The organism is Alteromonas sp. 1_MG-2023 (assembly GCF_030547075.1).
In the GTDB taxonomy this organism is placed as follows: domain Bacteria; phylum Pseudomonadota; class Gammaproteobacteria; order Enterobacterales; family Alteromonadaceae; genus Alteromonas.
Genome location: NZ_JAUOQH010000012.1, coordinates 1 through 24143, shown reverse-complemented (window position 1 = coordinate 24143; position 24143 = coordinate 1). Strand labels below are relative to the sequence as shown.

General features: G+C 42.3%; 21 protein-coding genes. 11 read left to right on the top strand and 10 right to left on the bottom strand.

Annotation, left to right across the window (positions count from 1 at the left end; genetic code table 11):
- Window positions 1-11: 11 nt before the first annotated feature.
- The 5 genes from fldA to Q4561_RS13335 all read right to left on the bottom strand — a co-directional run bounded on the left by fldA (window position 12) and on the right by Q4561_RS13335 (window position 3960).
- Window positions 12-536, bottom strand: a complete 525-nt coding sequence (gene fldA, locus Q4561_RS13355) for a flavodoxin FldA (RefSeq protein WP_303461123.1) — start codon at window positions 534-536, stop codon at window positions 12-14.
- A 29-nt stretch (window positions 537-565) separates the two neighbouring features.
- A complete protein-coding gene (locus Q4561_RS13350) occupies window positions 566-784 on the bottom strand; it encodes a DUF2788 domain-containing protein (protein WP_303461307.1) in 219 nt (72 codons plus the stop codon).
- 113 nt (window positions 785-897) lie between these two features.
- Complete coding sequence (locus tag Q4561_RS13345) at window positions 898-1677, bottom strand: alpha/beta fold hydrolase (RefSeq protein ID WP_303461121.1); 780 nt, start codon at window positions 1675-1677, stop codon at window positions 898-900.
- Window positions 1678-1795: 118 nt separating this feature from the next.
- Entirely contained in the window at window positions 1796-2197 is a 402-nt protein-coding gene (locus tag Q4561_RS13340; RefSeq protein ID WP_303461119.1) for an H-NS family nucleoid-associated regulatory protein, read from the bottom strand.
- Between the two features lie 113 nt (window positions 2198-2310).
- Complete coding sequence (locus Q4561_RS13335) at window positions 2311-3960, bottom strand: electron transfer flavoprotein-ubiquinone oxidoreductase (protein ID WP_303461117.1); 1650 nt, start codon at window positions 3958-3960, stop codon at window positions 2311-2313.
- 364 nt (window positions 3961-4324) lie between these two features.
- Between Q4561_RS13335 and Q4561_RS13330 the strand changes: the two genes are divergently transcribed.
- Both Q4561_RS13330 and Q4561_RS13325 read left to right on the top strand, forming a co-directional pair.
- Entirely contained in the window at window positions 4325-5077 is a 753-nt protein-coding gene (locus tag Q4561_RS13330) for an electron transfer flavoprotein subunit beta/FixA family protein (protein ID WP_303461116.1), read from the top strand.
- A complete protein-coding gene (locus Q4561_RS13325; protein ID WP_303461114.1) occupies window positions 5074-6000 on the top strand; it encodes an electron transfer flavoprotein subunit alpha/FixB family protein in 927 nt (308 codons plus the stop codon). The genes Q4561_RS13330 and Q4561_RS13325 overlap by 4 nt, the downstream gene beginning before the upstream one ends.
- Window positions 6001-6129: 129 nt before the next feature.
- On the opposite strand, the gene Q4561_RS13320 is transcribed toward Q4561_RS13325, so the two are convergent.
- Window positions 6130-6438 (bottom strand): isoamylase early set domain-containing protein, encoded by a 309-nt coding sequence (locus Q4561_RS13320; RefSeq protein ID WP_303461111.1) that lies wholly within the window; start codon window positions 6436-6438, stop codon window positions 6130-6132.
- Between the two features lie 360 nt (window positions 6439-6798).
- On the opposite strand from Q4561_RS13320, the gene Q4561_RS13315 reads away from it, so the two are divergent.
- The 3 genes from Q4561_RS13315 (at window position 6799) to Q4561_RS13305 (ending at window position 11775) form a co-directional block, all read left to right on the top strand.
- Complete coding sequence (locus Q4561_RS13315) at window positions 6799-8052, top strand: efflux RND transporter periplasmic adaptor subunit (RefSeq protein ID WP_303461109.1); 1254 nt, start codon at window positions 6799-6801, stop codon at window positions 8050-8052.
- The gene (locus tag Q4561_RS13310; RefSeq protein WP_303461108.1) at window positions 8052-11201 is read left to right on the top strand and encodes an efflux RND transporter permease subunit; all 3150 of its coding nucleotides are present in this window, start codon (window positions 8052-8054) and stop codon (window positions 11199-11201) included. Before Q4561_RS13315 ends, Q4561_RS13310 begins: the two co-directional genes overlap by 1 nt.
- 163 nt (window positions 11202-11364) lie before the next feature.
- Window positions 11365-11775, top strand: a complete 411-nt coding sequence (locus Q4561_RS13305) for a hypothetical protein (RefSeq protein ID WP_303461106.1) — start codon at window positions 11365-11367, stop codon at window positions 11773-11775.
- 286 nt (window positions 11776-12061) lie between these two features.
- On the opposite strand, the gene Q4561_RS13300 is transcribed toward Q4561_RS13305, so the two are convergent.
- Window positions 12062-14281: a TonB-dependent receptor gene (locus tag Q4561_RS13300; protein WP_303461104.1), complete on the bottom strand. Its 2220-nt coding sequence runs from the start codon at window positions 14279-14281 to the stop codon at window positions 12062-12064.
- A 122-nt stretch (window positions 14282-14403) separates the two neighbouring features.
- The gene (locus tag Q4561_RS13295) at window positions 14404-15393 is read right to left on the bottom strand and encodes a GlxA family transcriptional regulator (protein WP_303461103.1); all 990 of its coding nucleotides are present in this window, start codon (window positions 15391-15393) and stop codon (window positions 14404-14406) included.
- Window positions 15394-15532: 139 nt separating this feature from the next.
- Here Q4561_RS13295 and Q4561_RS13290 point away from each other — a divergent pair, with 139 nt between their 5' ends.
- From Q4561_RS13290 to Q4561_RS13275, 4 genes are all read left to right on the top strand, one after another.
- Window positions 15533-17335: an acyl-CoA dehydrogenase gene (locus Q4561_RS13290; protein ID WP_303461101.1), complete on the top strand. Its 1803-nt coding sequence runs from the start codon at window positions 15533-15535 to the stop codon at window positions 17333-17335.
- Between the two features lie 75 nt (window positions 17336-17410).
- Window positions 17411-18175 (top strand): SDR family NAD(P)-dependent oxidoreductase, encoded by a 765-nt coding sequence (locus Q4561_RS13285; RefSeq protein WP_303461099.1) that lies wholly within the window; start codon window positions 17411-17413, stop codon window positions 18173-18175.
- A gap of 76 nt (window positions 18176-18251) precedes the next feature.
- The gene (locus Q4561_RS13280; protein ID WP_303461098.1) at window positions 18252-19013 is read left to right on the top strand and encodes an SDR family oxidoreductase; all 762 of its coding nucleotides are present in this window, start codon (window positions 18252-18254) and stop codon (window positions 19011-19013) included.
- A gap of 21 nt (window positions 19014-19034) precedes the next feature.
- Window positions 19035-19484 carry a YaiI/YqxD family protein gene (locus Q4561_RS13275; RefSeq protein WP_303461096.1) on the top strand — a complete coding sequence of 150 codons (450 nt, stop codon included), beginning with the start codon at window positions 19035-19037 and terminating at the stop codon, window positions 19482-19484.
- 213 nt (window positions 19485-19697) lie between these two features.
- Here Q4561_RS13275 and Q4561_RS13270 read toward each other — a convergent pair whose 3' ends face one another.
- Window positions 19698-20888, bottom strand: coding sequence for an amino acid aminotransferase (locus tag Q4561_RS13270; RefSeq protein WP_303461094.1), 1191 nt, complete (start codon window positions 20886-20888; stop codon window positions 19698-19700).
- A gap of 287 nt (window positions 20889-21175) precedes the next feature.
- Window positions 21176-21940, bottom strand: coding sequence for an NRDE family protein (locus tag Q4561_RS13265; protein WP_303461306.1), 765 nt, complete (start codon window positions 21938-21940; stop codon window positions 21176-21178).
- A 140-nt stretch (window positions 21941-22080) separates the two neighbouring features.
- On the opposite strand from Q4561_RS13265, the gene Q4561_RS13260 reads away from it, so the two are divergent.
- Both Q4561_RS13260 and Q4561_RS13255 read left to right on the top strand, forming a co-directional pair.
- Entirely contained in the window at window positions 22081-22686 is a 606-nt protein-coding gene (locus Q4561_RS13260) for a 1-acyl-sn-glycerol-3-phosphate acyltransferase (protein WP_303461092.1), read from the top strand.
- A gap of 19 nt (window positions 22687-22705) precedes the next feature.
- The gene (locus tag Q4561_RS13255) at window positions 22706-23947 is read left to right on the top strand and encodes a cystathionine gamma-synthase family protein (protein WP_303461090.1); all 1242 of its coding nucleotides are present in this window, start codon (window positions 22706-22708) and stop codon (window positions 23945-23947) included.
- The last annotated feature ends 196 nt before the right edge of the window (window positions 23948-24143 follow it).

Below are 24143 nucleotides of genomic sequence, written 5' to 3'. Positions count from 1 at the left end.
GTGCAGCAGGGCTACGCTAGCTCAGATAAGCACAGTTCGTCATGAATTTGCTTACACCATGATTTAACGCGAGACTCAGTAAGCTCTGGTTGACGGTCTTCATCAATACCTAAGCCCACAAAGTGGTCATCGTCAGCCATGCCTTTAGACGCTTCGAAGTCGTAGCTTTCTGTAGGCCATTGACCCACTAAAATAGCACCACGGCCTTCTACAATATCACGTACCATGCCCATAGCATCAAGGAAGTACTCAGCGTAATCTTCCTGATCGCCACAGCCAAAAATAGCCACGAGCTTATCAGTGAAATCAATGTCTTCTAACTCTGGGAAAAAATCATCCCAGTCACATTGTGCTTCACCATAATACCAAGTAGGGATCCCGAAAATAAGCAAATCAAACTCTGCAATATCTTCTTTACTGCTCTTGGCAATGTCTTTTACATCAATTAGCTGTTTACCCAATTCCTTTTGGATCATTTTCGCAACATGTTCGGTATTACCGGTGTCACTTCCGAAAAACAGGCCAACGCTTGCCATATCAAACCTCTATTATTCGTTACTAGTTACTATACACCAGTGCTTAGCCAGAACCATTCGATGATTCCTTTCGCTAGAAAGCCAATGGCCCCTAGGCCCAATACCCCATAAGTAACAACCCGCCCAATAAGGGGCACGTCATTTTTAGATAGGACGTCGTGTACCGCAAAGCTCATCAATACAAATAGTATAAACAAACCGCCATACAACATGATGGATTCGATTAGCTCAAAGTTTTCTGCAAGCATAGTGTCTTTAATGAAAAAAATCTGGCGCAACTATATCACAGTATATACGCCTAGCAGAGTCAAAAAGGGTCAAAAAAAATGAATAGTAGTCATTCGCATCTTTGATGTTGCGACTACAACGATTTTTCTAATGTTCGGGCTACAATACCGTTAAAGATACTTGGCTTTTCTGCATGCAACCAATGCCCGGTGCCCTCAATAATATGTGCTTTCGCATGAGGGAAATATTTTGCAATTTCTTGTCTATAGGCACTGGTAATGTAGTCTGATTCTGCCCCTTTAATAAACAAAGTTACCCCGTCGTAAGTTAAATTACTTTGAGGCCAATCAATAATTTGTGAGTAACTCGCAATTAATCCGTCAACGTTAAATCGCCATTGCCACTCGCCATTATCATTTTGATACAGGCTTTTTAGCAAAAACTGTTGAACACCGGGCTCTTTTACAAATTCAGAAAGTGCTGATTGTGCTTGTTTTCTATCGTTAATAGTGTTCAAAGGAACATTTTTAAGACCATCAAAAACGGCTTGGTGACTGTGTTCGTATTTTACCGGTGCTATATCTGCCACAATTAATTGGGTTACACGTTTAGGAAAAGATAATGCTAACTGCATAACAACTTTTCCACCCAGGGAATGACCTAAAAACGCAGCTTCTTCAACTTTATTATCGTCGAGTATTTCGATAATTCCGTTTACCGCTTTTTCTAGCGTAAATCCGGCGGTCCATGGAGACAAACCATGATCAGGTAAATCAACGCTAATTATATTAAACGAATTTTCGAAATGACGTTTAATGCCAGCTAAATTGTCAGCACTACCAAATAAACCATGAACTAACACTAACCATGGAGAATTTTTCTGTGCTTCGGATAATTTGAAATGCAAAGACACATTACACCCTATCAAAAATAGTAATTAGAAAAATAGTGGGGGAGAATCTAAAAATGACAAGAGGAAAATTTGTTAGCAGCAACTTTATTTACTACTAACAAATTTAATATGAAATCTATTAAGAATTAACAGAGTAATCGTCTAGCGACTTTCCGCTATCAAGGGCGTCTTTATAAACACGAGGCATACGACCAATACCAGTCCATGGGTGCGTAACACCTTCGCTATCAGTCAATTTATATTTTACAGGGCGTTTTTTGCCAACTTTTTTTGGTGTTTCTTCGTTTAACGATTGTAAATCTTCTACATTTAAACCCGCTTCTTCCATCTGCTTTTTAATTGCTTCAAGCTTGGCACGTTTTTCTTGATCTACTTTTTCTTCTTCTAGTGCTTTTTCTTTTCTTTTATCAATAATATTTGAGAGCTTTTCTTGCACTGTTTGTAGCTCTTGAATGCTTAATTCCTTTACTGCACCTTGTAAACGTCTTCCATGGGTTAAAATATCTAAAAAATCGTTCATTTAATAACCTTAGCGTTTCTTAGTGAATTATGCGGCGAATCATAATTAAATTTAGCACAAAAAAAAAGCGGAGAAAGTCCGCTTTTTAATTTTTTAAGATAAATGGCTTTAAATTACATATTTGGGTAATTTGGACCACCAGCACCTTCCGGTACAACCCAACGTATATTTTGCGAAGGATCTTTAATATCACAGGTTTTACAATGAACGCAGTTTTGCGCGTTAATTTGAAAACGCTTCGAACCTTCCTCTTCAATTATTTCATAAACCCCAGCAGGGCAATAGCGTTGAGCTGGCTCAGCATATTTAGGGAAATTAACTTCTAAGGGAATAGAGGCGTCTTTTAATTGTAAATGACAAGGCTGTTCTTCTTCATGGTTTGTATTTGATAAAAATACTGAAGAAAGCTTGTCGAAACTTAAAACCCCATCAGGTTTCGGGTACGAAATTTCTCTAGCATCAGCGGCTAAATCAAGTTGTGCATAATCTTTATGTTCATCTTTCATGGTGAAAAACAAATTACCATTAAAGAAGTTTTGTTCAAGAGTATTAAATGCGCCGCCCCAGAAATTACCTAATTTGTGTATTGCAGGCCCGAAATTCCGTGAGCGGAATAATTCGTCATACACCCATGAGTTTTTGAATTTATCGGTATAGCCGGTTAATTCACTCTCGGGGGCTTCTGCATTCTTCGTTAGTGCTTCAACAATAGACTCAGCAGCCAGCATACCCGACTTCATTGCAGTGTGATTGCCTTTGATTTTCGCAAAGTTAAGGGTACCTGCTTCACAACCTACGATTAACCCGCCAGGGAAGGTCATTTTTGGTAACGAGTTAAATCCACCTTTTGCAATTGCACGGGCACCATAAGAAACGCGCTTACCGCCTTCTAAGTATTGTTTAAATACTGGGTGATGCTTCAACTGTTGGAATTCATCAAATGGGCTTAAATACGGATTGCTGTAATTCAAATCAACAATAAGACCAACAAATACTTGGTTATCTTCTGCATGATACAAATAGCTACCGCCAGTGGCATCATTTAAAGGCCAGCCTGCACTGTGTACCACTAAACCAGGTTGGTGTTTCGCAGGGTCAATATCCCAAATCTCTTTGAAGCCGATGGCGTAATGTTGTGGAGACGCTTCTTTATCAAGCGAGAAGTGCTCTATAAGCTCTTTACCTAAATGACCGCGGCAACCTTCTGCAAATACTGTGTATTTGGCACGAAGTTCCATGCCTGGCATATAGCCATCTTTTGGTTGTCCATCAGCGCCAACGCCCATATCGCCAGTTAAAACGCCGCCAACACTGCCATCTTCGTTATATATAACTTCTGACGCCGCAAAGCCTGGGAAGACTTCAACGCCCAATTGTTCAGCTTGTTCTGCTAGCCAACGACAAACGTTCCCCATTGACACTATATAGTTGCCATCGTTGTGCATTGTTTTCGGCGTTATAGCATTAGGAAGTCGTTTTGATGATGATTCACTATTCAATAAATAAATATGATCTTCGGTCACAGGAGTGTTCAAAGGTGCGCCTTTTTCCTTCCAATCTGGAAAAAGTTCATTCATTGCTCTAGGCTCAAATACCGCACCAGAGAGAATATGTGCACCCACTTCAGAGCCTTTTTCGACAACACAGACCATGAGTTCTTGGTCGTTTTCATTGGCAAGCTGCATTAGCTTGCAGGCGGTTGATAGTCCAGCTGGGCCGGCACCGACGATGACTACGTCAAACTCCATCGATTCTCGTTCCACGGGTGGCTCCTTATGTTCGATTTTTTATAGTGCACTATTGATGAAACAAATAATGCGATGTGTCAAAAACATGTAAATTAATTGTCGTCCTGAAAGGTAATCTAGGTTGACGTTTACGTCAACAGTAAGTACATTGCAGGGAGTTTACGTTAACGTTAACTGTCAGCACAATTACTGTACAAGTAAACGTGGTGTTAATGACATTTTGGGTTTTGCCTTTTGAAAATGTCTTCGCCACAGTGCAAAGTTAGCGTAAAGCACATTGTTAACGCTTCAGAATGCGTGGTGAAGTGACGCTGTTTCGTTAACCGCTTATAGCATGAAATAGCAACAAACACCGACGAACTCAACAATTGAGGTAAATATGAAAATACTCGTACCGGTCAAACGCGCGATCGATTACAACGTTAAGGTAAGAGTGAAGGCCGACAACTCTGGCGTCGACCTTACTAATGCTAAAATGGCCATTAACCCTTTTTGTGAAATCGCTGTGGAAGAAGCAGTAAGACTTAAAGAGAAAGGGGTAGCCACAGAAATCGTAGTGGTTTCTATCGGCGATAAAAGCTGCCAAGAACAAATTCGTACTGCGTTAGCCCTAGGTGCCGACCGCGGTATTCAAATTGATACAGACCAAAACCTCGATTCGCTTCAAGTAGCTAAGCTACTTGCAAAGGTTGTTGAAGAAGAACAGCCTCAATTGGTAATTTTGGGTAAACAAAGTATCGATTCAGATAATAATCAAACTGGCCAAATGCTTGCTGCCTTAACCGGTATGCCGCAAGGGACGTTTGCATCAGAAGTCGTAGTAGACGGCGAAAGTGTTAACGTTACACGTGAAGTTGATGGTGGTTTACAAACGGTAGCCTTGTCATTGCCTGCGGTAGTGACTACAGATTTGCGTTTGAACGAACCTCGTTATGCTTCACTACCAAATATTATGAAAGCGAAGCGTAAGCCGTTAGATGTTAAATCTGCAGCCGACTTTGGTGTTGCACTTGAATCTAACGTGAAAGTACTCAAAGTTATGCCGCCGGCTCAACGTGAGGGTGGTGTAAAAGTAGCTGATGTTGCTGAGTTGGTCGAAAAACTTAAGAATGAAGCAAAGGTGATCTCATGACAGTTCTTGTATATGCCGAGCACGACAATGCTAGCTTGAAGTCAGAAACTGCAAAAATGGTTCATGCTGCATCGAAAATGGGTGGCGATATTCACGTGCTTGTAGCAGGTGAAGGTTGTCAAGCTGTTGCTGAAAGTGCGGCGCAAATTGACGGTGTAAATAAAGTATTAGTAATTGATAACGCAGCATACAAATATCAGCTTGCTGAAAATGTGGCTGATTTAGTGTTATCTCTTGCTGACGATTACAGCCATTTATTGGCCGCTGCTACCACCACAGGCAAGAACTTCATGCCTCGTGTTGCTGCGTTATTAGATGTAGCTCAAATTTCTGACATTATTGATGTTGAAAGTGAAGATACATTTATTCGTCCAATCTACGCAGGTAACGCTATCGCTACCGTGCAATCATCAGACAGCAAAAAAGTAATCACTGTGCGTGCTGCGTCGTTTGATGCTGCTGCACCGGGTGGAAGCGCAGAAATCACGGCTATTGATGTAGTTAAAGAAAGCGAAAAATCTAGCTTTGTATCTGAAGAGCTTACTGAGTCTGAGCGTCCTGAGCTAACCGCTGCTGAAGTAGTTATCTCTGGTGGTCGTGGTATGCAAAATGGCGAAAACTTCAAGCTTCTCGAAGGTATTGCCGACAAATTAGGTGCTGCTATTGGTGCATCACGTGCCGCGGTTGATGCGGGCTTCGTTCCTAACGATATGCAGGTTGGTCAAACCGGTAAAATCGTTGCACCGCAGCTTTATATTGCGGTAGGTATTTCTGGTGCTATCCAACATCTTGCGGGTATGAAAGACTCGAAAGTCATTGTTGCTATTAACAAAGACGAAGAAGCGCCTATTTTCCAAGTTGCAGATTACGGCTTGGTGGGTGACTTGTTTGATGTGTTGCCTGAGCTTGAAAATGCTTTATAAGAACACGTAATTATCTGAATACAAAAAGGCTGCCTTAAAACGCAGCCTTTTTTTTGGATTCTTACTTTTGGCTTATTTGAAATTAAAAGAGGCGAATACAACTCGCTAAAACACCTGTGAAGATGACAATTAAATGCGAACCACCGAGTTATCTTCACTTCCTATTGTAGAAGGTTGATAATCATCAGCGGCCCAATCGTTTTCCCACATCTTGCCATCAAGTAAATAGCGAAATTGGTATTCCTGATCAGTTTCTAAATTAAGCGTTAGTGTAAAATCGCCATTTTTTAATTTTTTCATGGTGAGAGGTTGCTTGTCCCATTCGGTAAAGTCACCCACTAAGCTAGCCTCGTCAGCATTTTTTGCTTCTTCAGCTGAAAGGCGGAATGTTACTTTACAAACGGGTTTAGATTTCAGGTATTGCTTTTTTAGGCTCATGACAGGTCATCCCTTTTATGTAACAAATTCACGGCTGCATCTTTTAGTGCAACTTCACCTGCTAGCATGCAGGTGTTTAAATAATCAACGATTATTGAAAATTTAGCAATCTTACATTTTAATTATGAGCAGTTTTTTCTATATTAAAGCTCAGTGCGCAATCTTTCGTAAAAATTTACTTAAATTTTATTAAACGAACGCAAGCGATTCGACACGAAACACATTACACTGGACTAATATAAAAATAATAAATCACCTATGGTTTCAACCCTTTGTACGCTAATTATATTTTACATTACGCTGAGCACGCGTTTTGTGGAATGGGGGTGAAGGGTAGTACTAGGTTTTATAGGGAAAATAATGAAAAACACCATTTGGGTTAGAAGCGGTATACCTCTTATCATCATTCTTGCGGCGTTTATTGTGGCGGCAGTAATGATTAGTTCACGCAAGCCACCAGAACAAACTCCTGTCGACATTCCTGCTTTCCTAGTTGACGCATCAACAATGCGTTCAGAGCCCGTTAACTTTGAAGTCATTTCTCAGGGTAACGTGGTGCCGCGGAACAAAACATCTCTTAGTGCCCAAGTGAGTGGGCGCGTAGTCAGTTTGTCAGATAAATTTATTGTAGGCGGCATATTCAAAAAAGGTGAAGTGCTGGTTACTTTAGAGCAAGACGATTATCGTACCGAAGTAAAACTTGCCGAGGCGGAATTAGCCCAAGCGCAAGCGGCACTAGAAGAAGAAATTGCGAGAGGTAAAGTAGCAGAACAAGAGTGGCGTTCAGTCAGCAGCGTTGTGCCTCCAGAGCTTGGTTTAAGAAAGCCTCAATTAGCAAAAGAACAAGCCAATGTTAAAGCATCAGAAGCGAAACTGGAACGGGCCAATCGTAACCTTGAACGTACCCAAATTAGAGCGCCTTATAACGGCATCGTAGTTGAGCGTAATATTGATTTAGGTCAGTTTGTTGCAGCAGGCGTTACCGTTAGTACCGTATACTCAACCGATACCGCAGAAGTTCGTTTACCTATTACCGATAAAGATCTCATGTTTGTGGATATTGGTAATCAATCTGATCATCAATCAGAAGTTACTTTGAATGCAACGGTTGGTGGTAAAAATAGAACTTGGACAGGGAAGTTAGTACGTTCAGAAGGTATTTTAGATTCTGGCAGTCGGGTACTTTATGCGGTTGTTGAGGTTGCTGACCCTTATCAATTTAATGGCGGAGATAATGCACCACTTCGTTTTGGACAATTTGTTCAAGCTAATATTGTTTCTCACCAAAATCAAAGTTTAACCCGATTACCTCGCTCGATATTACGCCTTGATAACACTGTACTAACGGTAAATGAAGACCGTGAAATAGAAATTGTAGCGGTAGACGTAGTTCGTACTACTTCTCAAGAAGCTTTTATCGGTGGTGGTTTACCAAACGGCGCCTTGGTCGTTACCAGTGCGGTGCCAAACCCTTACAATGGCATGAAAGTAAGACTGCCTGGTGATGAACCTGCTACTCCCCCAGAAGCAGAAAACGACAAAGAAACTGATAATGAATCAGTAACAAGTGAAGGCTCTAGCTCTCAAGAAGCAGTATCTTCAGGGGGTATGTAATGAGCCAAATCGATACGCAAAAAGGCTTAATCGCGTGGTTTGCGCGTAACAATGTTGCCGCTAATTTATTGATGTGGCTTCTCATTGTAGGTGGATTATTTGGCGCTTTCAGTATTCAAAAACAAGTTTTCCCTAATTTTGAAATAGATATCATCAATGTTCGCGTACCTTACTTAGGTGCTGCACCTCAGGAAGTCGAAGAAGGCGTTATTCTCAAAATAGAAGAGTCGATTAAAGACTTAGAAGGGATAAAGCAGATTACTTCTACCGCCGTGGAAGGTATGGGGACCGTTAGCATCCAAGTTGAAGAAGATTACGATATTCAATCGTTACTCGACGAGGTAAAGGTACAGGTTGATGCTATTCCGCTATTTCCTGCCGATACTGAAAAGCCGGTTATCTATCGGCAAAAAATTCAGCAAGATGTCATTTGGATATCCGTTTTCGGCGATGCAAGTGAACGTGAACTCAAAGAGTTTGCGAAAGGCATTCGTGACGATGTAGCTAACCTACCAGGTATTTCAAGTGTTCAAGTGGTGGGTGCAAGAGATTACGAAATTTCTATTGAGTTGTCTGAAGTAGACCTTCAAAAGTATAACCTCACATTTGCCGATGCGGTAAGTCGTTTAAGTCAGTCGAGTATCGATTTACCCGGTGGTTCTATTCGAACTGAAAATGGCGATATTTTACTTAGAACAAAGGGGCAAGCTTATACCGGCTGGGATTTTTCGCAGATAATACTGGTAACCAATACTGATGGAACCCGCGTTACGTTAGGCGATGTCGCCTATATCAATGATGGGTTCATTGAGAATAACCAATACGCGTTATTTGATGGGAAGCCTGCGGTTAGTCTTCGCGTACAAGCCGTTGGCGATCAGAATGCATTAGAAATATCAGAACAAGTGAATGGCTATATCGACGAAAAGAAAGCTGACTTTCCTGCTCATATTTCAGCCGACACATGGGGCGATAGCTCTTTTTACCTCGCAGATCGCTTGAGCATGATGTTTGAAAACATGTTCTTTGGTGGCTTGTTAGTGTTTTTAGTTCTTTCGTTGTTTTTGAGAATTAAACTCGCATTTTGGGTTATCGTTGGTTTGCCAGTGTGCTTTTTAGGTACTTTATTGGTTATGCCCATCGATATGCTGGGCGTGTCTATCAACATGCTGAGTTTATTTGCCTTTATTCTGGTGCTTGGGATAGTGGTAGACGATGCCATTATAATGGGGGAGTCGGCCTATTCCGAAATTGATCAAAAAGGCCACAGCGCAGATAACGTTATTGCAGGAGTTAAAAAGGTGGCTATGCCAGCCACGTTTGGTGTACTTACCACCATAGCCGCATTTTCACCTATGTTGATGGTGTCTGGCCCCTTTGGTGTTATTTGGAAAACTATAGGCCTTGTAGTTATTATTTGCCTCGTGTTTTCGTTAATTGAGTCGAAGCTTATTTTGCCCGCCCACTTGGTGCATATGAAGCTTAAACCCTACGATCCTGAAAAAGCGAACAAGTTACAGCGATTCCGCGACTTTTTTAGTGAGGGAATCAAACGCTTTATTCATAACAGTTACGCACCTTTTCTAGAAAAAGCCATACGTAATCGCTACACCACAGTATCGGTTTTCTTGGCCATGCTCATTCTTACGGTGGGTCTATTTGGCGGCGGCATTGTCCGATTTGTTTTTTTCCCTAGCATTCCAAATGACTTCATGTTCGCTAGTTTCGAGCTTGAGCCTGGTTCATCGCTAAGACAGCGCGACGAAGTGCTTACCTCTTTACGTGAGTCCATGATGCGTATGGATGAGAAAGTAAGAGAAGAGTCGGGTGAGGGCGTTATCAAACACTCAATGGCATTCGATAATGGCGATTTAGGGGGGGAGGTATTTGCTGAACTAACTAAGGCTGAAACGCGATCATTACCCGATTATGAAATCCACCAATTGTGGCGTGATGAAGTATCAGAAATTCCTGGCGTTAAAACCTTCAGTATCGGTGCTCCTGGTGGCCCAGGCGGCGGTTCTGACCTTAGTTTTGAATTCAGCTCAAGCAATATTGAGTCGTTAAAAGCAATTAGCGATGAACTGAAAAATATCCTATCTGGCTACGATGCCGTTACCGATATTAATGATACGTTCTCAGGCGGCAGTGAAGAAATTCAGTTAGCACTAAAACCTCAAGCCGATGCATTAGGTATTACGCTACAGCAACTCGGCCAGCAAGTTCGGTTTGGTTTTTATGGCGCAGAAGTACAGCGCATACAACGTGATGATGAAGAAATTAAGGTGATGGTGCGTTACCCCAAGGCAGAGCGTAGTTCCATTGAGCATTTAGAGAACATGCGTATTCGCGCCCCGAACGGCCAAGAGATACCATTTCAGCAAGTGGCTAGCTTTACCGTAGGGGAAGGATTTGACTCTATTATTCGTGTAGATGGGAGCCGTTCGGTTACCGTAACAGGTGTAGTTGATAAAGCACTCATGGATCCATCTGAAATTACAGGTGAGGTTATCGAGTCAGTCATGCCTGATTTGCTTGCTCGTTACCCTAAAGTTGATTTTCAATTACAAGGGAATGCGAAAGAGCAAGCTGAAGCGATGATGAGCCTGGCCCAAGGCTTGTTGTTTGCCTTGTTCGCAATATACGCATTACTCGCAATACCACTTAGATCTTACAGTCAGCCATTTATTATTATGTCGGTTATTCCCTTCGGTATAGTGGGTGCCATCATTGGCCATCTAGTATTGGGGATGGCCGTAAGTGTACTTTCCGTTTGCGGAATCATTGCGCTGTCGGGCGTAGTGGTGAATGACAGCCTCATCATGGTGGACTTTGTTAACCGAGCACGCCAAGAAGGTCATTCACTCATGCGAGCGGCAATCAGTGCTGGCACACAGCGCTTCCGTGCCATTATTTTAACCTCGCTAACTACCTTCATGGGGCTCATGCCTATTGTGTTTGAGCGAAGCCTACAGGCGCAAATCGTTATTCCTATGGCTATTTCGTTAGCCTTCGGAATTTTGTTTGCTACCGTGATCACCTTATTACTCGTACCTGCGCTGTACTTAATACTGGATGATATCAAAAATGTCTTTAAAGGAAGAAGACACAGTGAATCAGCTAGGTCGACGTCGCTAGAGCAACAATGATAATTGTGTTGCGATAGTCGGGCGTTTAACACCCTCATACCTGTCGGTTAGCGTACTAATCGAATGATAAAACACCGCATTGGTTTGCCAATGCGGTGTTTTTGTTTGCATTTTGAACGATTATCTATATACTGTATATATAACCAGTAAAGGGGTGAACGCGATGACAACAGGTGTAAAAGCAGTTGATCAACTAATTGAAAAATTCGGAATATTATCTTCGCCGGGGCAAGACCCATTTCAACGGCTAACCTATTTGTTTGGTGGAGATAAGCGTGCTGACACATTGCCATTTTGTATGTATCAAAAAGTGATGGGCGCACCGGTGTCACGCCGATTCACAGTTCACCATTTCTATTTACCTTACAAAAAATGCAAATTAGCCAGTTTCATGTTTAATGAAAAAGGCGAGTTAATAGAGCAAGTCTATTTTACTAAAATGACCCGAATGGTAAATGTATGCCGTAAGTTGCAGCGCTTTCTATTACAAGAGAAGGTATTGCATGAAAACTTACTGCTCGAAAATGAAGTGAGAGGTCTGCAGGCTGCTCATACCCAACAGTTTGCGGCTTAGGTAATTATAAAGCGAAAGATTCAGGATGCGTGGATTCGAAAGTTTAGCTTCAGAAATTTAGCTTCAGAAAATTAGGTTCTTAAAGTTTAGCTGCCAAAAACCTAGGCTCCGAAAATGTAGCCTACAAAAAGGTTTCGGCGCTAAATAAGTCGCGGTAAAGACAAGATCACCTAAGTGGAATTTATAGATAGAAACCACAAATCAAGAATAAAAAAGCGAAGGGTCGTAAAACGACACCTTCGCTTTTTGTATTTAACAATCTTTAAAAGCTAAATCAAAGTAGCGATTAATAGAAAGAGTACTTAACTTCAACACCAAGAATACGTGGTTCGTTCACAATACCGGTAAGGTTCGCGAAGTCGATAGCACCTTTTATATTATCTTCATCAGTAATGTTACGGCCGAACAAGGCTACTGTGTAGTTATGCTCAAAGTTTTCGTAACCAATGCGTAAACCGCCTTCAAAGTTGTCATCAGTCGTAAATTCAACAGATTCATATAAGAAGATGTTAGTTTCGCCTTGGAATGCCCAATCGGTAAATACGAAGAACTCACCATTGTCGCCCATAGGAACAGTATAACGTGCAGTAAAGTTAAAGATTGACTCTGGCGCTTGTGGGAACGAATTTCCGTTTACAATGTAGTTACCATCATCTGATACAGGATCTGTTACCGTACATGCCGCACATCCAGAAATGGTTAAAGTATCATCTTTAATTTCAGTGTGGTTATAACTATATCCAGCGGTAAGCGTTAATTCGTCAGTCGCAAGCCACTGAGAATCAATTTCAAATCCGTAGGCTTCGCCCTCATCAGCATTTACAAGTGCAGTAAGGTTATTATCACCGCCAATAGCAGTTAACTGCATATCATCAACGCTGTAATAGAACATTGCACCATTAAAGCGAAGCGTGCCATCTAGTAAGTCAGACTTAAAACCTACTTCATAGGAATTAATAGTCTCAGCATCGGCTACTGAAGGGGCACTTTCAAACGCTACATCGCGTGCTTGAATAGATTGAGCTCGGAAACCATTTGAGTAGCGAGCGTAAGCAGACATATCGTCTGTGATACGGTAGTTGGCACTAAGCTCATAGCTCATTTGACCGTCGCCTACGTTAATATCATCATACTCTTGAACACTAGCAAAGCCGATATCAACCGCAAAGCCGTTGACGTTTTGGTCCCCGACAATAAGTGATTTATCGTCGTGGGTGTAACGAAGGCCACCGGTAAGGTTTAACTTTTCATTAACTTGGTAAGAGGTTTGTCCAAATACTGCCCACGTTTGGTTTTCATGAAAAACGGTTGTTGCACCGTAAAAACCGTCAACGCTGGTCACGTTGAAAGATGCGTCATAATAAAACGCACCTACTTGCCAGTTCATAGCATCTGTTGTGTTGCTAGAAAGTCTAAACTCTTGGGTATATTGCTCCAAGTCATTTAGCTTATCTTGCGTAACAAAATTTTGGCTAGCAATACTATCGCCGTCTACGTCACCTAAGCTATAACCCTCAGCAGTTTCCATAGCTGAAATAGACGTAAAGGTAACGTTATCCATGTCGTATTCTAGCTTAAGTGAAGTACCGAACCCGTCGTATTCTTGTGGGTTGTTATCAGCGCCAGTGCCTAAAAGGTCACTGTCATAACTTACGGTGTCACGGTCATAGCTGGCATTTAGCCCATTTTCCCCCTGATTGAAAACATTGCCACGGAAAATTGATGCTGTACCTTCTAGATCACGACCGTGAACATTTAATAGTGCTGAGAAGTCGTCAGACGGTTCCCAAAGAAGTTGTAAGCGGTAAGCTTTTTCGTCAAAGCCGCCAATCGCATCATTTTCACCTGTAAAAGCGTTATCAATATAATCATCACGCTCTTGCGATAATAATGATAAGCGGGCTGACAACTCATCAGTTAAACCGCCACTAATAGCACCTTCAAAGTTCATTGTGCCGTAAGAGCCGAAACCTGCTTTAGCGTAACCTTCTAAATCTTGCGTAGGTTTTACCGTATCGAACTTAATGATACCCGCAGTAGTGTTACGGCCAAACAAAGTACCTTGTGGTCCGCGCAATACTTCAACTTGTTGTACGTCGAAAAGCGGGAAGCTTTTCAGTACCACATTTTCCATTACCACTTCGTCCATGATAATAGAAACTGGCTGAGACGCCGCTAAATCGAAGTCAGTGTTACCAAGGCCACGAATATAGAAACGTGGTGCTACACGACCATTTGATGATTCAGCGTATAATCCTGGTACGCGAACCGCGAGTGCAAGAATATCTTCACCACCAGAAAAAAGGCTTTCGAATTTCTCGCCACTTAACGTAGCAACAGAAATAGGCACTTCCTGAATTGATTGTGTACGCTTTTGCGCAGTAACGGTAATTTGTTCAAGCGCAGTTTCTTTTTTTTGTGTTGTTTCTGCTTCTTGAGCAACGATTGAAGTACTGAACGCTGCACTAACTGCAAGCGCCAAAGAGGCTAGTTTATGTGTTCTCATGTGTCCACCAAGAGTTTTGAATTATGCTTTTATAGTAATTTTGGATACAGAAAAAGTGCTCTGTACGCGGCGTTGTATTTTACACATAGTAAGTAATAAAAACTTATCTTTGTTGTAAATAATTATTTTCTTATAAACTTTGCACGATATTGAGAAGGAGATAATCCGGTATTCTTTTTAAAAAGCCGAGTGAAAGAACTTAAGTCTTCATACCCCACACCATTTACAATCGACTCAAGGGGAGACATAGAGGTTTCCAGTATTTTACGGGCTTGTTCTAACCGTAAACTTTGTAAATATTGTATGGGAGTAATGGCGCAAGCTTGCTTGAATCGCCTTATTAATGTGCGTTCCGTCATGTTGTGGGTATGGGCAACATGTTTAAGTGTTAACCGCTGGGTAAAATGCGCTTCCAAGTAATTTTGTACTGCGAGTACATCTTTATCTTGATGAAATTTATGCTGACGGCTACTTGCATACACCGTTTGATTGGGCCTAGAGAAGTCGAGAACATGTGACTTTGCAGTATCGCTAGCAACTTGATGGCCGCAATAGCGCTCTATCAATAAAATGGCTAAATCTATCCACGCCATACCGCCACCTGCACAAAAAATAGCATCTTGTTCAGTTACCATTTTTTCAGGCTGTAAGTTTACGTTGGCATAACGGGAGCGAAATTTATCAGCATAACCCCAATGGGTAGTCGCTACTTTATTATCCAGTAAGCCAGATTCTGCGAGTAAGAAACTACCAGTGCAGTTGCTCGCGATATCGGCACCGCGTTTTTGTAGTCGCTTAATATGCACAAGTTGATTGGCATTCTCTTTTAAAACGGTATCTATATCTCCCCCAATAGTGGGGATAACTAAAATGTGCGTGTCTGTCACATCTTCAATGGCAATATTGGGTGTTAGCAATAATTGATTGGTGCAATGGAAAGGCCTTCCATGAAAGCTCGCCAACTGAACTTTAAATTTGGGGGTAGTAGGCTGGTTATGAATACGCTGCCAACTAACACCAGCAAAGGCAAACACGTCAAGCGCACCCGTAATAGCTGATGCTAATGCGTGATCAAACCCTAAAACAGTGACAACGAACGGAGGTTTATTCATAAAAATAATGCAGCTTATTAAATACGATAACTAATAGTGATTGTTGGCGTAAATGGCCATGATTGTGTCATAAATGACAATAATGGCATGGTAACGAATATGACACAATGTATTAACAATATTAGTAGTGGATATCGAAATGGCTGATCAACTTATTCCCCGTCGGGAAATGCAATTCCAACTTTATGAAGTATTAAATACCCAGTCTCTTTGTGAGAAACCTCGGTTTGATGAACATAACGTAGAAACATTTAACGCCATTATTGATATGGCTGAGAAAATGGCTGAAGAGCTGTTTCTACCTCACAATGCTATTGCTGATAAAGACGAACCTACTTTCGATGGCACCAAGGTGACCATGATTGATGAGGTGAAAAAAGCATTTGATACTTACCGCGAGTCAGGCTTTATTGCGGGCCATTTCGATTATGAAGATGGCGGTATGCAACTACCTGTAACCATTATGAACGCATGTGCGGGTTATTTCTTAGCGGCAAACCCTTCGACTACAGCATATCCTTTCTTAACGGCAGCAGCAGCCAACGTAGTTAAACATTTTGCTAACGAAGAAACTAAGCAAGCGTTTCTACCTAAAATGCTGACAGGTGATTTCACCGGTACTATGGCGCTAACCGAACCTCATGCAGGATCCGGTTTAGCGGACATACGCTCTTCAGCGACGCCACAAGACGATGGTACCTATCGAGTTAAAGGCAGTAAGCTTTATATCTCTGCTGGCGAACATGAATTATCAGATAACATTGTGCATCTAGTATTAGCGAAAATTCCTGGCGGCCCCGCGGGCGTAAAAGGTATCTCGTTATTTGTAGTGCCTAAGTACCGCTTAGATGAAAACGGTAACCCAGGCCCACGTAACGATGTGTCTTTAGCAGGGCTTATCCACAAAATGGGCTATCGTGGCACGACTTCTACTGCGCTTACGTTTGGTGAAAATGGTGATTGTCATGGTTACCTAGTGGGTGAACCACACCAAGGCCTGCGCTATATGTTTATGATGATGAACGAAGCACGTATAGGTGTCGGCTACGGTGCCGCAATGATTGGTTATCGTGGTTACCGCTATTCGTTAGAGTATGCAAAAGACCGCACCCAAGGCCGTGCAGCGCCTAAATTAGCCCCGGAAGATGACGCAACACCTATTATTAACCACGGTGACGTGCGCCGTATGCTTTTAGCGCAAAAGTCTTATTGTGAAGGTGGTATGGCGCTTTGTTTGTACGGCAGCACGTTAATAGACGCATTAGAGACAGAAGAAGATACCGCTAAGCGTACCGAAATCTCCCAATTACTCGAACTACTCACGCCAGTATTTAAAGCGTGGCCATCTGAGTTTGGCCCTAAAGCTAACGATTTAGCCATTCAAATTCTTGGTGGTGCGGGTTATACCCGTGAATACCCGGTAGAACAGTGCTGGCGTGATAACCGTTTGAACCCTATTCACGAAGGAACAAACGGTATCCAAGCGCTAGATTTACTAGGTCGTAAATTGTGGCAGAGCGAAGGTAAAGGGCTACAAGTTCTACTTGCTCGCGTATCTGATGATATGAAAGCGTCTACAACACCTCGCGCTCAAGTGTTAGCGGCGAAGCTTAAACCTTATTTAGATCAACTTGGTGCGCTCATTCAACAAGCAGCTAGCGATTTACGTTCAGATAAACAAGCTGTACTGCTTACCAACGCAAGCTGCTTCTTAAACATTTTCTCAGCCTGCGTAGTGAGCTGGATTTGGTTACGCCAAGCGAATGTTGCAGAACAAGCATTGGTTAACGGCGCTAGCGGTCAAGACAGTGATTTCTACGAAGGTAAAATGGCAGCAGCGGAATATTTTCTTAACTGGGAATTACCACTAGTCAAACGCGACATTGAAGTTATTTCAACGCAAGAACCATCTTGTGAAAATGTGAAAGCCAGTTATTTCTAATAGCGGCGTAAAGGACACAATAATGACCTATCAACAATGTCAGATTGCAGTAACAAACAAGGTGGAGTATTAACGATGGTAGCTTCTAATGTAGAAGGTAAACATATCCTTATTACCGGGGGTGGCTCTGGTATTGGCGCGGCCTCTGCTCAAGTATTGTGTAAGCGTGGTGCGCTTGTTGGCGTTGCTGATTTGAATATGGATGCTGCTGAGGCATTAGTTCACGCGCTCAAACAGGCTGGTGGAAATGCCTATGCGGTAAAGGTTGATGTTACCGAGCCTGACGATGTAAAAGCCATGTTCGACACTGCGTTGTCACAACAGGCCAAGATTGACGTGATCATCAATAATGCAGGTATCGATCATTTTCCAGCGCCACTTACCGAAGTAGACGATGCCATGTTCATGAAGAACATTCAGGTGAATCTTGCTGGCGTGTGGTATTGCATGAAGAATGCGCTTAAACACATGACGGTAAACGGTGGTGGTCACATTATCAATATTGCTTCAGTGGCAGGCCTGCGTTCAGCCCCCATGATAAGTGCCTACAGTGCTTCTAAGCATGGTGTTATTGGGTTAACTAAATCGGCGGCAGTGGAATATGCCCGAGCGAACATTCGCATTAATGCTGTGTGTCCAAGCTTTGTAGATACCCCAATGGTGCAAGGCGTGTTGTCTAAATTAGACGAGCGTGGACAAAAAGCCATGGTGGGTGCAAACCCAATGAAACGCTTAGGTAAGCCTGAAGAAATAGCCAACGCAATAGCATGGTTGTGCAGCGACGAGTCGTCGTTCATGACAGGGCAATCCGTAGTACTTGATGGCGGCATGTTGGCTTAAACACTCAATTTCTTACGTCAGATAAAAGTTCTAGCTTTTGATAAAAGTGCGACAGATTTAAAAAGGAAAAATGATTATGAAAAATTTATTCGATTTAACTGGCAAGGTTGCTTTAGTGACCGGCGCTAGCCGTGGCATTGGTGAGTCAATTGCCCGTTTGTTAGCTCAATATGGTGCACACGTTATTGTTTCTAGCCGTAAAATTGATGGTTGTGAAGCAGTTGCTTCGTCTATTCGTGATGCGGGTGGTAAGGCAAGTGCTTTAGCATGCCATGTGGGTGATATGGAGCAAATTACAGCCGCTTTTGCAGAAATTAAAAGCGAATTCGGTCAGTTAGATATTCTAGTAAACAATGCAGCTGCTAACCCATACTTTGGCCATATCCTTGATACAGATTTAGGCGCATACGATAAGACAGTTGATGTAAACATTCGTGGTTACTTCTTTATGTCTATAGAAGCGGGCAAAATGATGAAAGAGCAGGGCGGTGGTGTCATTCTCAACACAGCCTCTGTAAATGGCGTAACACCTGGCGACATGCAAGGTATTTACTCTATTACGAAAGCGGCCGTTATTAGCATGACGAAATCATTCGCAAAAGAATGCGGTAGTTTAAATATTCGCGTTAACGCATTATTGCCTGGTTTAACCGATACTAAGTTTGCTTCAGCCCTTACTACAAACGATCAAATTTTGAAGCAAGCGCTTAAAGTGATCCCGCTAGGCCGTGTTGCCGATCCAGACGAAATGGCTGGCACGGTATTGTACTTAGTGTCTGATGCTTCATCATACACCACAGGCACGACAGTTATTGTTGATGGTGGTATGCTAGCGTAAAAACGTTAACGAGATTTTACCATGCATATATGGGTTGACGCAGATGCGTGTCCCAGCGTGATTAAAGACATTCTTTTTAAGGCAGCCCGACGTACCGGTCTGCCTTTGTCTTTAGTTGCCAATCATTCTATGTCTGTTCCACCAGATAAACACATTACCCTTACTATCGTGCCTTCAGGCTTTGATGCAGCAGATGATTATATTGTCGAAAAAATTGAAGCTGGTGACTTGGTAATAACCGGCGACATACCTTTGGCTGCGGATATTTTAGCGAAGAACGCTATGGCCATGAATACCCGAGGCGATGAATACGACAAGTCATCTATTCGTGCAGCGCTTACCATGCGAGATTTCATGGATACCATGCGTTCAAGCGGTGAACATACTGGTGGGCCTAAAGCGTTTTCTCAGCGTGATAAACAGAATTTTGCGAATGCGTTAGACAGGCTGATTACTGCGGGTACGCGCTAGGTATCGGATTGTCTAGTCTTCCATGTATTGGGTCGTTCTAGCGAAAATAAAAGCGAGTAAACAAAAAGGGCTGCGTTTTCACGCAGCCCTTTTTAATTTTGTTATTTAACCGAAAGGCCTGTCATTTTAAAGCTGAGCTTAGTTAAAACTGACCTTGCTTAAAGCTAAACCAGTTAAAAACTAGAGCCCTTAAAGGTTAAAAGCCTTTAAAAGTTAAAGTACAGATACTAAGGCTTTTGCTAACGCTTCAACGTTTTCGTTATTGATACCCGCAATGTTTACGCGGCTAGAATCAACAAAGTATACGCTGTGCTTTTCACGAACTTCACGTACTTGCTCTGGTGTAATACACAAGAACGAGAACATGCCTTTTTGATCGTTAACAAAGCTGAAGTCTTTTGGTGAACCATTGTCGTGTAAGTTCTTAACTAGCATGGCACGTAGGGTCTTCATGCGATTACGCATTTCATCTACTTCGTTAACCCATTCTTGGTTAAGCGCTTCGTCAGATAAGATAATGTCTACCAAAGCACCACCATAGCTAGGCGGCATTGAATAAATACCACGAGCGATAGATTGAATTTGACCTTGGGCGATTTTACGCGTGTTAGTGTCGGCAGTAATAATAGCAGCAAGACCAACACGCTCACGGTATAAACCGAAGTTTTTAGAGCACGATGCCGCAACAATCACTTCAGGAAGGTTTTCAACTAATAGACGCAAGCCATAAGCATCTTCATCTAAGCCTTCGCCGAAACCTAAGTAGGCTACGTCAATAAAAGGTAAGAACTCACGTTCTTTAGCAACCGCTAAAACTTCATCCCACTGCGCGTTAGTTAAATCAGCGCCTGTTGGGTTATGACAGCAACCGTGAAGTAACACGATGTCGCCTTTCGCTGCACCACGAAGGGTATCCATCATGGCGTCGAAGCGGATGCTCGCCGTCGCTTTATCGAAGTACGGGTAGGTCTCAATTTTAAGACCAGCAGAACCAATTAATGGAATGTGGTTAGCCCATGTAGGATCACTTACCCATACTTTAGCGTTGTCGTTACAACGAACCAGTAATTCTGAAAGAATGCGAAGCGCACCACAACCACCTGGCGCCTGAACCGCAGCAACACGATCGGCAAGTAGTACAGGGCTGCTTTTGCCTAAAAGCAAAGCAAGCATGTTGTCGATGTAACCCTGATTACCTTGCGGGGTAATATAGGTCTTGCTGGTTTCGCGTTCTAGCAAAAGCGTTTGTGCTTTTGCTACGCTAGTAAGAATAGGGGTATTACCTTGCTCATCTTTATAAACACCAACACCTAAGTCAATTTTATGAGAATTAAGATCTTCACGATAAGCAGCTGACAACCCAAGTATTGGGTCGGGGGCGAGTAGGGGTAATACTTCAAACACGATATGTCCTCGTTGCAATGCAAAAAATAGCAGGTGCGCATTATGCCACCGATGGTAGAAAAAACGACCCTTTATAGTGGAAAATATGTCATTAAAACGGGTTTACTACTGTAAAACGAAATACTCATCACAAAAAACGACAGTTTTTAACCTTAATACTTCAAAGCAGACGAGTATTTCAAGGTGTAATAAGGGGTAGCACAAAAGTAAAAACGATACGGCCACATATCCGAAGTTGCCTGCTCGCTAATAAACACGTAGGCATAATCTATTTTAATAAGCACCAACTAGGCTAATGTATAATTCACGTTACCTGTGACATTTCCTTTGGCGTTAAAGGTACGTTCGTACCAATGTATCTGCTGGTTGCTATCAACAAGAAGTAGAGTAGACGTGCGCGTGCCATATTCAGGAGATTGAATAAAAATAGATGACAAGCGTTTTTCCCATTCATAACCAATGCCAGTGTTCGGTAACGACTTATCGGGTGCCTTCGCTTCATCTTTCAAAATCGCGAAGAGGGCTTCTGTATCAAGCGTGTCGTTATGGCTCACATAACCTGTAAGTGAGTCTATTCCTTTCGTTACTTTCGGCCAAGGCGTTGTTAAATTCGCATTCGATAAACCATATACGCCAGAGTTTAATTTTGCGTGGCTGTCTTCAAAATTATTGTATACCGCGAGCGACCGTATATCGCCATAAACCAAGTTATAACCGTTGTACTGATGGCGATTTTGCTGCAATTGCTCAAGGTAAGTGTTTTGTTCTAACGCTTCATCAATTAACCAGTCGGCCACCAACTCGCCCCGAGAAATAGCATCGGTTTTTATTGTCTCAGGTGCTCTAATATTAGTTAAAGCTGCCACTTTTTCGTTACGCGTAACGCCCATCCAAGTGCCGTAAGCCTGTAAATCACGCCCTGCTACTAAATGTGGGTGATTATCCCAAAACCCAGACTTAGCGGTAGGTCTAGCGTGAAACTCATCTCTGTTCGCTGCTATTACTAGAGGAAATTTTTGGCTTTGTTCTACTGCAATAAACAATATGCACATATACAAGGTTACTCGCTGACTTTTTTGATAAACGAACACTAAGCGTTGCTTAATCACTACTCAATGATCACTTAAAGATGGTGAAATGCCGCTAACTTTTTTATGCTTACCCACACAAACGTAGTGAGAGAATAACAAGAATGAACAAGAAAATTCATCATCAGTTAGTGGGCAACAAGGTACCACGCAAGTGGCCGCATTGGCTAAGTGCCTTCGGCAGTTTTGTATTAACAAAGCGAGGCTGGAGGGTTAAAGGGCAACTAATTAACGACAAAAAAGTGATATTAGCGGTGGCGCCACATACTTCCAATTGGGATTTTTTTATTGGCATATTGGTGGTGTTTGCGTTTCGACTTAAGGTGAACTTTTTTGGAAAACACACCATTTTTACCCCGCCTTTAGGTTATATCGTGAGAAAGCTAGGTGGTATTCCCATTGAGCGAAGCAAAGCACATGGCGTGGTGAATAATATCGTACGCCAAATAAAAGACAGTGAAGAGGTGGTGTTAGGACTTGCCCCTGAAGGAACCCGCAAAAGCATCTACCCTTGGAAAACAGGGTTTTTATATATCGCGAAGGAAGCGAAAATTCCAATTCAATTAATTGGACTCGATTACAGGACAAAAACCGTAGTACTTGGCCCAATTATTGACCAAATCGACGATATTGAAGAACAAATGCAAACTATTTATGCGTTTTATGCTAACGTTTGCGCCCATTATCCAAAAAACTGTATAACCAGCTAACGTAACGGAGCGTTCACCCGTGTCAAAACAGGGATTTACAACCCGGCAGGTTCACGCAGATCGTTTGCTCAATACTCCAGAGCATGGCGGCGTGCACACCAGCACTTCTAATTCTGTACTTTTCGAATTTTCTGATGCCCAAGGTATCATTGATGCTTTTCAGGGCAAACGTGCAGCTCACGTTTATTCTCGTTCTTCTTCTCCGTCGGTTGCCGCATTACAAAATATGCTCAACGACCTTGAAGGTGGTTTAGGGGCATTATGCTTCTCTACGGGTATGTCTGCCATCAGTAGCACCTTGTTTTCGCTTTTAAAGGCCGGTGATCACCTCATCGTTAGCCAGTATCTGTTTGGAAATACGCGAAGCTTCTTCGATACCCTGGCCGATTACGGCGTTCAGATTACTTACGCTGATGTAACTGATATCCAAAACGTTAAAGAAGCTTATTTGCCGAATACAAAAGGGATTTATACCGAAACGGTAGCCAACCCTGTTACGCAAGTTGCCGACCTACGTGCTATTGGTCAGTATTGCGAAGAGCGTAACATCTTGTTCATGGTTGATAACACCATGACGCCGCCACCGCTTTTCTACGCTAAAGAATTGAAAGCTTCACTAATATTTTGCTCACTGACCAAATATATATCTGGTCACGGTAATGTATTGGGCGGTGCTGTTATTGATACTGGTGTATTCAATTGGGAAGGGTTTGAAAATATTAAACCAGCTTACCAGGTTACAGATATTGCCCAGTGGGGTTTAACCCAAATTAAGAAAAAGGGTTTGCGTGATTTAGGTGCTACCTTAGCGCCTCAGTCTGCTACCGCGATTGCGTTAGGCATGGAAACTTTAAGCCTACGTCTTACTAGAGCGTGTGAAAACTCTCAAAAACTGGCTATGTTTTTAGACAACCACCCTAAAGTAAAACACGTGTTTTACCCAGGGCTTGCTAGTCATCCTCAGCATTTTATGGCGCGAGAACAGTTAAAAAGAGGTTATGGCGCAATTTTAAGCTTTACCCTTATTGATGAAATAAACCCTGTTGAGTTCTTAAATGCCCTTGAACTGGTAATTTGTGCAACACACTTAGGTGATAATCGCACGCTAGCATTACCGGTAGCTTCAACAATTTACTTTGAAAATACTGCAGAAGAACGCGACGCCATGGGTGTGTCTGATACCATGATTAGAATATCGGTGGGTATTGAAGACACCGATGATCTGATTCACGATTTTACGGCTGCGTTTAATAGCAAGTAGCTTCTTTTATTGATGTTATTAAAACCAATAGTATCGAATTAACCTAATTTTCACTTTTTGTTCGTCATCGGAGCAGTAACGAACAAAAAGTGGTGTTAGTATCGATACTGCAAGAAGTGGCTCGATCCTTTTCATCGCATTAATTCTCTTAGTTGTGTTGTGGCAAACTCGATTGATTCTGGGTTAGCAATGAGAG

What these genes read in the sequence shown, in the direction of transcription:
- fldA (WP_303461123.1), bottom strand. Translation starts at nt 536, where the DNA reads ATGGCAAGCGTTGGCCTGTTTTTCGGAAGTGACACCGGTAATACCGAA.
- Q4561_RS13350 (WP_303461307.1), bottom strand. Translation starts at nt 784, where the DNA reads ATGCTTGCAGAAAACTTTGAGCTAATCGAATCCATCATGTTGTATGGC.
- Q4561_RS13340 (WP_303461119.1), bottom strand. Translation starts at nt 2,197, where the DNA reads ATGAACGATTTTTTAGATATTTTAACCCATGGAAGACGTTTACAAGGT.
- Q4561_RS13330 (WP_303461116.1), top strand. Translation starts at nt 4,325, where the DNA reads ATGAAAATACTCGTACCGGTCAAACGCGCGATCGATTACAACGTTAAG.
- Q4561_RS13325 (WP_303461114.1), top strand. Translation starts at nt 5,074, where the DNA reads ATGACAGTTCTTGTATATGCCGAGCACGACAATGCTAGCTTGAAGTCA.
- Q4561_RS13320 (WP_303461111.1), bottom strand. Translation starts at nt 6,438, where the DNA reads ATGAGCCTAAAAAAGCAATACCTGAAATCTAAACCCGTTTGTAAAGTA.
- Q4561_RS13315 (WP_303461109.1), top strand. Translation starts at nt 6,799, where the DNA reads ATGAAAAACACCATTTGGGTTAGAAGCGGTATACCTCTTATCATCATT.
- Q4561_RS13310 (WP_303461108.1), top strand. Translation starts at nt 8,052, where the DNA reads ATGAGCCAAATCGATACGCAAAAAGGCTTAATCGCGTGGTTTGCGCGT.
- Q4561_RS13305 (WP_303461106.1), top strand. Translation starts at nt 11,365, where the DNA reads ATGACAACAGGTGTAAAAGCAGTTGATCAACTAATTGAAAAATTCGGA.
- Q4561_RS13300 (WP_303461104.1), bottom strand. Translation starts at nt 14,281, where the DNA reads ATGAGAACACATAAACTAGCCTCTTTGGCGCTTGCAGTTAGTGCAGCG.
- Q4561_RS13295 (WP_303461103.1), bottom strand. Translation starts at nt 15,393, where the DNA reads ATGAATAAACCTCCGTTCGTTGTCACTGTTTTAGGGTTTGATCACGCA.
- Q4561_RS13290 (WP_303461101.1), top strand. Translation starts at nt 15,533, where the DNA reads ATGGCTGATCAACTTATTCCCCGTCGGGAAATGCAATTCCAACTTTAT.
- Q4561_RS13285 (WP_303461099.1), top strand. Translation starts at nt 17,411, where the DNA reads ATGGTAGCTTCTAATGTAGAAGGTAAACATATCCTTATTACCGGGGGT.
- Q4561_RS13280 (WP_303461098.1), top strand. Translation starts at nt 18,252, where the DNA reads ATGAAAAATTTATTCGATTTAACTGGCAAGGTTGCTTTAGTGACCGGC.
- Q4561_RS13275 (WP_303461096.1), top strand. Translation starts at nt 19,035, where the DNA reads ATGCATATATGGGTTGACGCAGATGCGTGTCCCAGCGTGATTAAAGAC.
- Q4561_RS13265 (WP_303461306.1), bottom strand. Translation starts at nt 21,940, where the DNA reads ATGTGCATATTGTTTATTGCAGTAGAACAAAGCCAAAAATTTCCTCTA.
- Q4561_RS13260 (WP_303461092.1), top strand. Translation starts at nt 22,081, where the DNA reads ATGAACAAGAAAATTCATCATCAGTTAGTGGGCAACAAGGTACCACGC.